The sequence below is a fragment of the Shewanella oncorhynchi genome (genome assembly GCF_030848765.1).
GTDB lineage: Bacteria > Pseudomonadota > Gammaproteobacteria > Enterobacterales > Shewanellaceae > Shewanella > Shewanella oncorhynchi.
The window spans coordinates 3299881-3312105 of sequence record NZ_CP132914.1 but is presented as its reverse complement, the minus strand read 5'-3'; the positions used below and the strand labels follow the sequence as shown (position 1 = coordinate 3312105).

Here is a 12225-nt window from a genome sequence, read left to right as displayed (position 1 = left end):
AAATGCTTTTCAGTAAAAAATGTCCGTATTGCAAAGGTAAACTCGGCGCTAAGGATGTGCCGATTAAGGAAGGACGCTGCTGTCATTGTGATAAGCCGATACTGTACAAATTCAATATAATAAAATGGATGCTACTGTTCGTGCCTATCTATATTGTTAGCGTTAATCTGCTAGACAAAGATGTACATGGTTTTTGGATTTGTGTTGCGGTGATGGCACCGATTTATAGTCTTGTTTCACTACTCTGTCATGAGGTCGTAAAGTGCTCAGAAACCGATGGCGAAGTGGAGTAAGCCTAATGTCTTTCCCGTGTTTTTATCTGATATTGAAGCGGGCGATACTGTTATGAGTGGTGCTACGAATAATGTTATGAATGATGCAATGAGTGAAGCAGCGCTAGAGCATCAATTACTTGAATGGATAGCTCAAGACTGCGAGCGGGTGAGGGCGCTTGAACTCGCGCTTCAATGTGCCAAAGTACACTCAATGCCGCAGTGGTGTCTGGCGGCGGGATTTGTTCGTAATCTAGTCTGGGATCGCTTGCACGGATTTGAGTTGAGTCCACTGAATGATATCGATCTGATCTATTTTTGCCCTTTAGATATTAGCCCTGAGCGGGATCTGGCGATTGAAGCCTATCTTCATCAGCTTGCCCCTGAGTTACCTTGGTCGGTTAAGAATCAGGCGCGCATGCATAGTCGCAATCAAGACATGGCTTACACATCTTGTATTGATGCTATGGCCCATTGGCCAGAGTTAGAAACTGCGGTTGGGGTGTGTTTAAAATTTCATGTTGAGACAGATACTCAGGTAGATGCAGAGACTGATCATCATTGCACGCATTACGGTATTGAGCTGGTGGTTCCCTTTGGGCTGAACTCCCTGTTTGCCCTCAAATTGAGCGCCAATCCAAAGCGATCATTACCCGTGTTTCATCACAGAGTCGCGACTAAGGGCTGGCTAACTCGCTATCCTTTACTTACGTGTTGTTACTCAAGCTAATCTTCTCACTTTTTTATTCGTTCAGTCTAAAACTGACTTAACCGCCTCACACTATCATTCCATGCAATCTAGTTATCTAACATGATAGGTATCATCCTCAAGCCGTTTTTATTTGTCCATTTTTTGTTTTTATCCTAATACCAATCGTATTAAATATCTGTTCATTCAGCGGGAGTTCAACGCGCTTTAGACAAGGCGAAGGCTTGAAGACATAGTGGTGCTCTGTCGAAAGCCTTAAACGCAGTATAAAGCGCGTTGCCATGCCGTTAACATCAGCCGCCCTTCGGGAGCCACACAGGCATCCCACTCCGGTGTTGCATTGACTTAAAAGGGAATAACCATTTTTGCGTCAATGCGCCTTGGATTGAGATGCCTGTGAGGCTCTGAACTGATTAGATATTTAATGTGATTGGTATCATTTAACTCGTCTCAATAATTTGAACTTAATGTTCAAATAACCTCTTAGTTAAGTGCTTTTCATTGTTACTAAAATGTTTATGGTGTTATTGATCACTACCTCTTGCGGTAGTCATTAGTGATGGCTAATACAACACTTAGCTCACAGAAAACAAAGGGGTATTATCAATAAATGTTTGAATTTCGTGATTCAGCTCCCATGTGTAGTACCTATAAGTGAGTATTGCTCACTCACTTTGATTTGGATCAATAAATCAGCCGCATATCTCTGGCAGTGTAGGCGTCAATTGTTAAGGATGTAATACAAAACAAAAACCTATGTTGTACATATGGAGTATGATGATGAATAAAAACACTGTTTCTACACTGGTCGCTGCCACCCTTTTAGCCGCTGGTTTTTCTGCCTCTGTATCGGCTCACCAAGCGGGTGACATTATCGTTCGTGCGGGTGCTGTGGTTGTTGCGCCAAATGAATCAAGTGATGATGTTGCGGGTAACGGCGAGTTCCAAATCAGCAATAATACTCAAGTGGGTTTGAACTTCGGTTATATGTTGACTGATAACTTCGGGGTTGAGTTATTAGCAGCAACGCCTTTTAGCCACGATGTCTCTTTGGCTGGCGTAGGTAAGATTGCTGAAACTAAGCATTTACCACCCACTTTAGTGGCGCAGTACTACTTTGGTGATGCGCAGTCTAAATTACGTCCATACGTGGGTGTCGGTGTTAACTATACTAATTTCTTCGACAATGAGTTCACCAACGATTTAAATGGTGCGTTAACTGACTTGAGCATGAGCACTTCGTGGGGCTTAGCGGCACAAGCAGGTGTTGATTATCAAGTTAACAAAAACTGGTTAGTGAACGCTTCCGTGTGGTACGCCAAAATTGATAGTGACGTTAAATTTAAATACCAAGGTACCCCAGTTACCATCGAAACCGATATTGATCCATGGGTTTATATGGTCAGCGTGGGTTACACTTTCTAATCCACTGATTAGATAAGCGTAAAAAAGGAGCCTTAGGCTCCTTTTTCATTTCTGCACTTTTTATCGCGCCATGTTCTGTTCCACTTAGGCTAAGCCGATTTAGCGCTTTGGCTTTTTTGCTTTCCAGTGGCGAGTGTTATAGATAAATTCGGGTAATAACACAGTAAGCCAAGCGACGAGGCGCCAGCGTTTGGTCACATAGACGCGGCGTTTGCCTTGTTTCATTGCCTTGATGATTTGTGCTGCGACTTGTGGCAATGGTGCAAGCCACATCGCACTTTGCTGCATAGCGGCTTTATCGAGCAAACCAAGTTGGATATCGGTAATCGTAATCGGTAGCTTAAGGCGCTGAGCATGCATACTTAAGCCCTCAAGGTAATTCTGCCCAAAGGCTTTTGAGGCGTGATAGGCCACACTCGGCCCGCCGCGCAGGCCCGCAATCGAGTTGATTGCCGCCAGTTGTCCATAACCTTGCTCGCGAAATAGTCTAAATGCCGTATTGCAGATGGCAGCAAAACCTCGCACATTGACATCGATAATGTCTTGCTCCGGTAGCCAAGGCAACTCGGGGTCATAGCTATTGAGGCCTGTATTGACTAAGACTAAGTGTGCGCCGCCAAGACTTTGCCAGACTGATTCAAGTTGGTTGATGATGGCTTGAGGTTGTTCAATTTGAAGTGCAAAAACTTGTACTTTTGTTGGCAAGGATAAGGCAAAATCGCGCAGTGATTCTGGATCTTGGGCGAATAGGACTAATTCAACCTGTTGATCTGCCAATTGCTTTGCAAGTTCACGACTTAATTGTGAGCTAGCTCCCACAATGATTGCAGTTGCTTGGGTCATAGATTTTTCGGCAACGAAATGGTGGCTTATGATAGAAAGTTATGTTCACCAAGACAAGATTTATAGCTTGGGCGTGTGGACATCTAGAAGTCTTTATGTATGATTAGGAGAAACAAAATGAACAAATGGTTGCGTTTAAGCGCGTTGAGATTAACAGCCTTAGCATTAATGGCCGTAATGGGGGGGTTATCGGGTTGTGCCACACCGAATGCTATCGTTGAGATAAAAGGCGAGACCTTATATCGCGAACGGATAGCCTTACCTGCCGATGCTAAGGTCATAGTGCAACTGCTTGATGTCTCAAAAATGGATGTGCCAGCCATAGTGATGGCGGAGCGCGTGCAACAAGGTGCTGCGACGCCCGCGCCATTCAGTTTTGCGATTGGTAGCGATCAGTTCCAACCCGGTCACACTTATGCCATAGGTGCCCGGATTATGTTGGGTGATAAGTTATTGTTTATTAATACTCAAGCCTATCACATTGATCTCAATTCCACTGAGCCAATGACGATACTGCTAGAGAAAGTCGGTGGCTAGTTAGCCCGCTCAGAAGTGAGCTGACATACGCGCCGAATCCGTTAGTATTTACGAACAGAAGAGGCGCGGTATGCCGGTTAGAATTCCAGATCATCTGCCTGCAGCAGGGGTGTTAGAGTCAGAAAATATTTTCGTTATGTCCGAGACTCGGGCGGCGAATCAAGATATCAGGCCGATGAAGGTGCTGATTTTGAACTTGATGCCGAACAAAATCGAGACTGAAACCCAGTTATTGCGCTTACTGGGTAACACGCCTTTACAAGTCGATGTGGATTTACTGCGCATTCACGACAAAGAATCCAAGCATACTTCCATCGACCACATGAATACTTTTTACCGTGACTTTGAAGCCGTGCGCCATAAAAATTACGACGGTCTTATCATCACAGGCGCGCCGCTTGGGCAAATCGATTTCGAAGATGTGGTTTATTGGGATCATATCCGTGAAATCATCGACTGGTCCCAAGAGCATGTCACCTCAGTGTTGTTTTTATGCTGGGCAGCCCATGCGGGCTTGTATCATCTCTATGGTTTAAATCGAAAAATATTGCAACAGAAGCGTTCTGGCGTATTTTTACATAGGCGCACTTGTCAGCATTTCCCACTGTTACGTGGTTTTGATGATGAGTTCTTTGCACCCCATTCGCGTTTTGCCGAGATGGATGTGGAAGAAATTAGACAACACCCGCAGTTGCAAGTGTTAGCGCAGTCCGATGAGGCCGGGGCCTATTTAGTATTAAGTCGCAATAACCGTAACTTGTTTGTAATGGGGCACCCTGAATATCAAAAATCGACCTTAAACGATGAATACCATAGGGATTTAGCCCAAGGCTTAACGCCAAATGTGCCACAAAACTATTATCGAAATAATAATCCAGAAGCCGAAGCCATTGCCCGCTGGCACAGCCACGGTAGTTTGTTGGTCAGTAATTGGCTCAATTATTACGTTTACCAGTTAACGCCTTATGACTTAAGTGATATGACGGCGATGACGCCGTGGGAATCGCGCTAAGGTTTTTTTTAGCCTTTTATGGTGATGTGGTCACATGGATGTGACCTAAGCTGATACCCAAAAGCCCTTAATTTATCTCTCCCTTAGATTCTGTTGTCCACACTTGACTGTGCTTAATCCCTGCCTCGCTGTAAATCCTTACTGACAATTTTCACCCGATAAAATCGACACATTAGACCAAGGAATACTTGCTTTACGTTCGCGTAAACGTCAGAGTGGTTTTATTGTCGATTTTATTAAACGTCCCAAGGCTAGCACTAGGCCTTGTGGTCAATTTGGGTTGGAGCCTGCATGAGTACTGAACCGTTAAATCAAGATATCGTTATTGTTGCCGCTAAACGCACCCCTATGGGTGGTTTTCAAGGCAGTTTGTCATCTGTTGCATCACCGACTTTAGCCGCGACAGCCATTAAGGGCTTGTTGGCGGAGACTCAATTAGCGGGTGAGCATGTCGATGAAGTCTTGATGGGCTGCGTATTACCCGCTGGTTTAGGTCAAGCGCCTGCACGTCAAGCCACTTTGGGTGCGGGATTACCCTTATCCGTTGGTGCGACCACAGTGAACAAAGTCTGTGGCTCAGGCATGAAGACGGTAATGTTAGCCCACGATTTGATTAAAGCGGGCAGTGCAAAAGTCGTGATCGCTGGCGGTATGGAAAGTATGAGCCAAGCGCCGTATCTTTTGGATAAAGCTCGCGGCGGCATGCGCATGGGCCACGGCAAAGTGTTAGATCACATGTTTTTAGATGGTCTTGAGGATGCTTATACTGGCGGCGCCATGGGAACGTTTGCCCAGAAAACCGCCGATGAATTTGGGATCACTCGTGAGCAGATGGACGCCTTTGCGCTAAGTTCGCTCGAAAAAGCCAATGCCGCGATTAACTCGGGTGCCTTTAAAGCCGAAATTACCCCAGTTACTGTCAGCGATCGTCGTGGTGATGTGACTATCGATACCGACGAGCAACCCGGTAATGCCCGCCCTGAAAAAATTCCTACGCTGCGCCCAGCCTTTACCAAAGATGGCACTATCACAGCAGCTAACTCTAGCTCTATTTCCGATGGCGCAGCGGCATTGATGCTGACCTCTCGCGGCGAAGCTGAGCGTTTAGGTTTAACTGTGTTAGCAACCATTAAAGGTCACACGACCCACGCCCAAGAGCCTTCACTCTTTACCACTGCACCGGTTGGCGCTATGGCGAAATTGCTGGCTAATGTGGGTTGGTCAACGGATGAAGTCGATTTATTTGAAATCAACGAAGCCTTCGCCATGGTGACTATGCTTGCCGTGTCTGAACTGGGTTTAGATGTGGCTAAAGTTAACGTCAATGGCGGCGCCTGCGCCTTAGGCCATCCGATTGGTTGCTCAGGTTCACGTTTGCTGGTGACCTTAATTCATGCTTTAAAAGCCCGCGGCCTTAAACGCGGTGTCGCCTCGCTGTGTATCGGGGGTGGTGAAGCAACAGCGATGGCCATTGAGGTCTAATCGCTTAACATTTTAGTTAAATCAACAAGACTGAGATTAACAAGACTTAGATCATTTAGATTTGAATCAACAAGACGGGGCTGGCAAGGGCAATCACTTCCCTTGAGGATAATCATAATATCGCACCGCCAGTCCATCACTCTACAAGGAAAGGATTGCAACATGACCACACAAGTAAAGCATTACATTGACGGCGAGTTTATCCAAGGTACGGGCACATCACAGATTATTGTCACCAATCCCGCGAATAACTCGCCGATTGCTGTGATTAATGCTGCCACTAGCGAAGAAGTTCACGCTGCGATTGCTAGCGCCAAAGCGGCCTTTAAAACCTGGAAAGAAGTGCCAGTGTCTGAACGCGCGCGCGTCATGTTGCGTTATCAACATCTGCTAAAAGAACATCACGACGAATTGGCGACCATTCTTGCAAAGGAAACTGGTAAAACCTTTGAAGATGCCAAGGGCGATGTATGGCGTGGTATCGAAGTTGCTGAACATGCTTGTAACGTGGCGTCATTATTGATGGGCGAAACCGTCGAGAACGTCGCGCGTTCAATTGATACTTACAGTTACACTCAACCACTCGGTGTGTGTGCGGGTATTACGCCATTTAACTTTCCTGCGATGATCCCGTTATGGATGTTTCCATTGTCGATTGCCTGCGGTAACACTTTCATTTTAAAGCCTTCTGAACAAGACCCTATGACGCCGCAGCGTCTGGTTGAGCTGTTTGTTGAGGCGGGCGCACCTAAGGGCGTATTGCAATTAGTGCATGGCGATAAAACCGCCGTAGATATCCTGCTGGCAGACCCTGCGATTAAAGCCATTTCTTTCGTCGGTTCTGTGGCTGTGGGTCAATATATTTATAAAACGGGTACCGATAACTTAAAACGCGTGCAAGCCTTTGCGGGCGCGAAAAACCACTGCGTTATCATGCCAGATGCAAACAAACAGCAAGTGATCAACAACTTAGTTGGCGCTTCTGTGGGCGCGGCGGGTCAGCGTTGTATGGCGATTTCGGTTGCCGTGTTTGTTGGTGCCGCTAAAGAGTGGATCCCAGAATTAAAAGAAGCCTTAGCCAAAGTTCGCCCAGGTTTATGGGACGATAAAGAAGCGGGTTATGGTCCAGTTATCAGCCCTGCAGCTAAGGTGCGGGTGCTTAAACTTATCGCCCAAGGTAAAGCCGAAGGCGCCGAGTGTTTACTCGATGGCAGCGATTTTACCGTGGAAGGTTATGAATCCGGTAATTGGATTGGCCCAACCATGTTCGATAAAGTCACCACTGAGATGAGCATTTACAAGGAAGAAATCTTTGGCCCTGTACTGTGTTGTATGGAATCAGACTCCTTAGAAGCCGCCATCGAATTAGTTAACGCCAGCCCTTATGGCAACGGCACGTCTATCTTTACCGCTAGTGGTGCTGCTGCCCGTAAATATCAACATGAAATCGAAGTCGGCCAAGTGGGGATTAACGTGCCGATTCCTGTGCCATTACCTTTCTTCTCATTTACCGGTTGGAAGGGCAGTTTCTATGGCGATCAACATGCCTACGGCAAGCAAGCGGTGCGTTTTTATACCGAGACCAAGACCATCACTTCCCGCTGGTTCGAGTCTGATATTGCCGTAGCTTCAACGCCAAATATGAGCATTAACCTACGCTAAGCTCGGTTATAAACCACGGCGTCTTTATGGCGCCCAATTTATTAAATAAAAAGTGACCATAGAGTCATAGGAGAGCCCAATGGATTTTAATTTCAACGATGACCAACGCCAGTTTGCGGATCTTGCGCGCCAGTTTGCCGCGGAAGAATTAACCCCGTTCGCCGCCAAGTGGGATGAAGAACATCATTTCCCTAAAGACGTGATCCAAAAAGCTGGTGAGCTGGGTTTTTGCTCTCTGTATTCGCCAGAATCCGAAGGTGGCATGGGCTTATCGCGCCTCGATGCCTCGATTATTTTTGAAGAACTTGCCAAGGGCTGCACTGCGACCACGGCCATGCTGACCATTCACAATATGGCGACTTGGATGGTGACGACTTGGGGCACTGAAACCCTGCGTCAGACTTGGTCCGAGCCGTTAACCACAGGGCAGATGTTAGCGTCATATTGTTTAACTGAGCCGGGTGCAGGTTCGGACGCCGCATCTTTGCAAACCAAAGCGGTGCGCGACGGCGATGAGTATGTGATTTCAGGCTCGAAAATGTTTATCTCAGGTGCGGGTGCCACTGAATTATTAATCGTGATGTGCCGTACTGGCCAAGCTGGGCCTAAGGGGATCTCGGCCATTGCCATTCCGGCGGATGCTGCAGGCGTTATCTACGGTAAAGCTGAAGATAAAATGGGCTGGAATGCCCAGCCTACTCGTCAAATCACCTTTGAAAACGTGCGCGTGCCAGTAGCGAATTTGCTCGGTGAAGAAGGCCAAGGTTTTGCTTTCGCGATGAAAGGCTTAGACGGCGGTCGCATTAATATCGCTACCTGTTCTGTGGGTACGGCGCAGTCGGCTTTAGAGCGTGCAACTCAGTATATGAATGAGCGCCAGCAATTTGGTAAACCTTTAGCGGCTTTCCAAGCGCTGCAATTTAAGCTCGCCGATATGGCAACAGAATTAGTCGCAGCCCGTCAAATGGTGCGCCTTGCGGCCTTTAAACTCGATAGTGGCGATCCTGAAGCCACGGCTTATTGCGCTATGGCGAAACGCTTTGCCACCGATGTGGGTTTTCAAGTCTGCGATGCGGCGCTGCAAATTCATGGTGGATATGGTTATATAAGGGAGTACCCGCTGGAACGTCATTTCCGTGATGTGCGTGTGCATCAGATTTTAGAAGGGACTAACGAAATTATGCGCTTAATTATCGCCCGTCGTTTACTCGATGAAAATGCAGGACAAATCCTGTAAGTCAACGCGCAATATGCGTGACTTACAGGTCGGCGATAACAGAAAAGGAGTCTATAAAGATGGAATATTTAGTTGAACGTATCGAAGGCCACACGGCGATTCTGACCATGAATAATCCGCCAGCCAACACTTGGACCGCCGAGAGTTTGCAGGCGCTTAAAGCCAAAGTGCTTGAGCTGAATGCCAATAAAGAGATTTACGCCTTAGTGTTAACGGGCCAAGGGCAAAAGTTCTTCTCCGCCGGCGCCGATTTAAAACTGTTTAGCGATGGTGACAAAGGTAATGCGGCAACGATGGCAAAGCATTTTGGTGAAGCCTTTGAAACTTTAAGCCAATTCCGCGGTGTGTCGATTGCCGCGATTAATGGCTATGCCATGGGCGGCGGCTTAGAAGTTGCGCTGGCCTGCGATATTCGCATCGCCGAAATTCAAGCTGTAATGGCATTACCCGAAGCGACCGTGGGTTTATTACCTTGTGCGGGTGGCACTCAAAATCTGACCGCACTCGTCGGTGAAGGTTGGGCTAAGCGGATGATTTTATGCGGCGAGCGCATCGATGCGACTCAGGCATTGAATCTACGTTTAGTGGAAGAAGTGGTCGATACGGGTGAGGCCCTTAATGCGGCAATTGCGTTAGCCGTTAAAGTGGCCAATCAAAGCCCAAGCAGCGTGACAGCGTGTAAGACGCTTATTCAAGCGGGGCGCACTATGGCGCGTAGCCAAGCGTTACCGATTGAGCGTGAGTTATTTGTCGGATTATTTGATACTGAAGATCAGGCCGAAGGCGTGAATGCGTTTTTAGGGAAACGTAAAGCTGAGTGGAGAAACCGCTAATGACGAATGTAGTAGATAATGACGTGGTCGAGCATGTCGCAAATCAGGTCACGACCACACAAAATGTGGTGTTTCAAACCTTAGCCACTGCTTCTGGCAAATTGGTTGGTGTGGTCACACTCAATGTGGAAAAAGCCCTCAATGCCTTAGATTTAGGCATGGTGCGCGCTATGACGGCGCAGCTTAATCTGTGGAAAAAAGATCCCCTTATCGCTTGCATCGTATTAGATGGCAGCGGTGAGAAGGCATTTTGTGCCGGGGGTGATGTGCGCGCTTTATACCATGCTTCCATTGCCGCTAATGGGCAAGTGACTGAGGAAGCAAAGGTTTTCTTCGAAGAGGAATATCGCCTCGATTATCTACTGCATACCTTTGGCAAACCTGTGTTGGTGTGGGGCGATGGCATTGTCATGGGCGGCGGCCTCGGTTTGATGGCGGGCGCGAGCCACAGAGTCGTTACCGAAACTTCTCGCATCGCTATGCCTGAGGTGACTATCGGCCTGTATCCCGATGTGGGCGGCAGTTATTTCCTTAATCGTATGCAGGGCAAGATGGGATTGTTTTTGGGATTGACCGCCTATCAACTCAATGCCGCCGATGCCTGTTATGTGGGCCTTGCGGATCATTACCTGAACCGCGACGACAAAGAGCTGATGTTTGATGCCATGGCAACCTTAGATTGGAGTGATACGCCAGCTCTTAATCATCAACGTTTAGATAGCATGATCAACGAGCTGTCTAATCAAGTGGATATTCCTAAGGGCGACAGTGTATTAGCCGAAAGCCAAGACATAATTGACAGGCTTATGGCGGGCAGTCTGCAGGATATTGCAGCACGCATGTCAACTCTGGTATCGGAAGAAAAGTGGTTAATGAAAGCGCGGGACACCTTCCTTGCGGGTAGCCCTATCAGCTGGCACTTGGTCTATATCCAAGGGCAGTTAGGGACTAAGCTTAGCTTAGCTCAATGTTTCAAATGGGAGTTAACCGCAAGTGTTAACGTGTGTGCCCACGGTGATTTCTGCGAAGGCGTTCGTGCACTCTTGATTGATAAAGACAAGAAACCTCAATGGCGTTTTAAGGATGTTAACTCAGTACCCACAGCGGTACTTGAGCAAATATTGGCTTCCCCATGGGGCGAGGCGCATCCCTTTAACCAACTGAGTTAAGCGTTTAAGGGCCGAGTGGGCTAAGAGCTGTATTTATCGGCTTAGCTAAGCTCGCTTTACTCTGTGATAATGACAGCATAATCCATGGGCTAGCATTATCACAACACTAAAAAGAACAATATACAGGAGTGATGGCATGAGTACAGTAGCCTTTATCGGTTTAGGTAATATGGGCGGCCCAATGGCGGCCAATTTATTAAAAGCAGGCATGACGGTTCGCGTCTTTGATTTAGTCCCCGAGGCTATGCAGCAATTGGCAGAAAAAGGCGCCTTAGTATCAAGTACCGCCTGCGGCGCTGCAGCGGGCGCAAGTGTGGTGATTACTATGCTGCCTGCGGGCAAGCATGTGAAAAGTTTATATTTAGGCAATGGAACAGACAAAGGTCTGCTTGAAGTGGTTGCGGGTGATACCTTGCTCATCGATTGTTCAACCATCGATGCACAAAGCGCACAACTCGTGGCAGCTGAAGCGGCTAAAAGCGGCATCGAATTTATGGATGCACCGGTTTCTGGCGGCACGGCAGGCGCGGCGGCGGGCACCTTAACTTTTATTTGTGGTGGCTCGGATACCGCTTTTGAACGTGCGCAGCCCGTACTTAAGGCTATGGGTGTGAATATCTTCCACGCAGGCGGTCCAGGTGCGGGGCAAGTCGCGAAAATCTGCAATAACATGCTGTTATCTGTGTTGATGGTCGGTACTTCCGAAGCCCTGCAAATGGGCGTCGATCATGGTCTAGATCCCAAAGTGCTATCCGACATTATGAAGGTCAGCAGTGGCGGAAACTGGACGCTAGAGAAGTACAATCCTTGCCCAGGCGTGATGGAAACAGTGCCTTCTTCTAAGGGCTATCAGGGGGGCTTTATGGTAGATTTGATGGTCAAAGATCTCGGTCTGTCACAAGAAGCTGCATTATTGAGCAACTCTAGCACGCCAATGGGCGCTTTAGCCCGCAGCTTGTATGTCAATCATGCAAGACAAGGCAATGGTCGCCGAGATTTTTCCAGTATATTTGAACAATTTGCACCACTTAAAAAATAGACACA

12 protein-coding genes are annotated in these 12225 nt (G+C 47.5%); 11 read left to right on the top strand and 1 reads right to left on the bottom strand.

Annotated features, from left to right (window positions below):
• Nucleotides 1-2 precede the first annotated feature (2 nt).
• The 3 genes from RA178_RS14955 (at nt 3) to ompW (ending at nt 2406) form a co-directional block, all read left to right on the top strand.
• On the top strand, nt 3-293 hold the full coding sequence (locus RA178_RS14955) for a hypothetical protein (protein WP_212600045.1): 291 nt from the start codon (nt 3-5) through the stop codon (nt 291-293).
• 52 nt (nt 294-345) lie between these two features.
• On the top strand, nt 346-1002 hold the full coding sequence (locus tag RA178_RS14950) for a nucleotidyltransferase family protein (protein WP_306685415.1): 657 nt from the start codon (nt 346-348) through the stop codon (nt 1000-1002).
• 756 nt (nt 1003-1758) lie between these two features.
• Nucleotides 1759-2406, top strand: a complete 648-nt coding sequence (gene ompW / locus RA178_RS14945; protein ID WP_306682539.1) for an outer membrane protein OmpW — start codon at nt 1759-1761, stop codon at nt 2404-2406.
• Between the two features lie 99 nt (nt 2407-2505).
• Here ompW and RA178_RS14940 read toward each other — a convergent pair whose 3' ends face one another.
• Entirely contained in the window at nt 2506-3249 is a 744-nt protein-coding gene (locus tag RA178_RS14940; RefSeq protein WP_131523783.1) for an SDR family NAD(P)-dependent oxidoreductase, read from the bottom strand.
• A 117-nt stretch (nt 3250-3366) separates the two neighbouring features.
• Here RA178_RS14940 and RA178_RS14935 point away from each other — a divergent pair, with 117 nt between their 5' ends.
• The 8 genes from RA178_RS14935 to mmsB all read left to right on the top strand — a co-directional run bounded on the left by RA178_RS14935 (nt 3367) and on the right by mmsB (nt 12220).
• Nucleotides 3367-3786, top strand: a complete 420-nt coding sequence (locus tag RA178_RS14935) for a YbaY family lipoprotein (RefSeq protein WP_263202053.1) — start codon at nt 3367-3369, stop codon at nt 3784-3786.
• Between the two features lie 70 nt (nt 3787-3856).
• Nucleotides 3857-4798 (top strand): homoserine O-acetyltransferase MetA, encoded by a 942-nt coding sequence (gene metA, locus RA178_RS14930; protein ID WP_198573591.1) that lies wholly within the window; start codon nt 3857-3859, stop codon nt 4796-4798.
• Nucleotides 4799-5089: 291 nt separating this feature from the next.
• On the top strand, nt 5090-6280 hold the full coding sequence (locus RA178_RS14925) for a thiolase family protein (RefSeq protein WP_131523781.1): 1191 nt from the start codon (nt 5090-5092) through the stop codon (nt 6278-6280).
• A 162-nt stretch (nt 6281-6442) separates the two neighbouring features.
• A complete protein-coding gene (locus RA178_RS14920) occupies nt 6443-7942 on the top strand; it encodes a CoA-acylating methylmalonate-semialdehyde dehydrogenase (RefSeq protein WP_306682537.1) in 1500 nt (499 codons plus the stop codon).
• A gap of 79 nt (nt 7943-8021) precedes the next feature.
• A complete protein-coding gene (locus RA178_RS14915; RefSeq protein ID WP_306682535.1) occupies nt 8022-9179 on the top strand; it encodes an acyl-CoA dehydrogenase family protein in 1158 nt (385 codons plus the stop codon).
• Between the two features lie 59 nt (nt 9180-9238).
• Nucleotides 9239-10012 (top strand): enoyl-CoA hydratase, encoded by a 774-nt coding sequence (locus RA178_RS14910; RefSeq protein ID WP_011789976.1) that lies wholly within the window; start codon nt 9239-9241, stop codon nt 10010-10012.
• Nucleotides 10012-11181 (top strand): enoyl-CoA hydratase/isomerase family protein, encoded by a 1170-nt coding sequence (locus RA178_RS14905; RefSeq protein ID WP_028760562.1) that lies wholly within the window; start codon nt 10012-10014, stop codon nt 11179-11181. Before RA178_RS14910 ends, RA178_RS14905 begins: the two co-directional genes overlap by 1 nt.
• Nucleotides 11182-11317: 136 nt before the next feature.
• Nucleotides 11318-12220: a 3-hydroxyisobutyrate dehydrogenase gene (mmsB, locus tag RA178_RS14900; RefSeq protein WP_306682532.1), complete on the top strand. Its 903-nt coding sequence runs from the start codon at nt 11318-11320 to the stop codon at nt 12218-12220.
• Nucleotides 12221-12225: the final 5 nt, after the last annotated feature.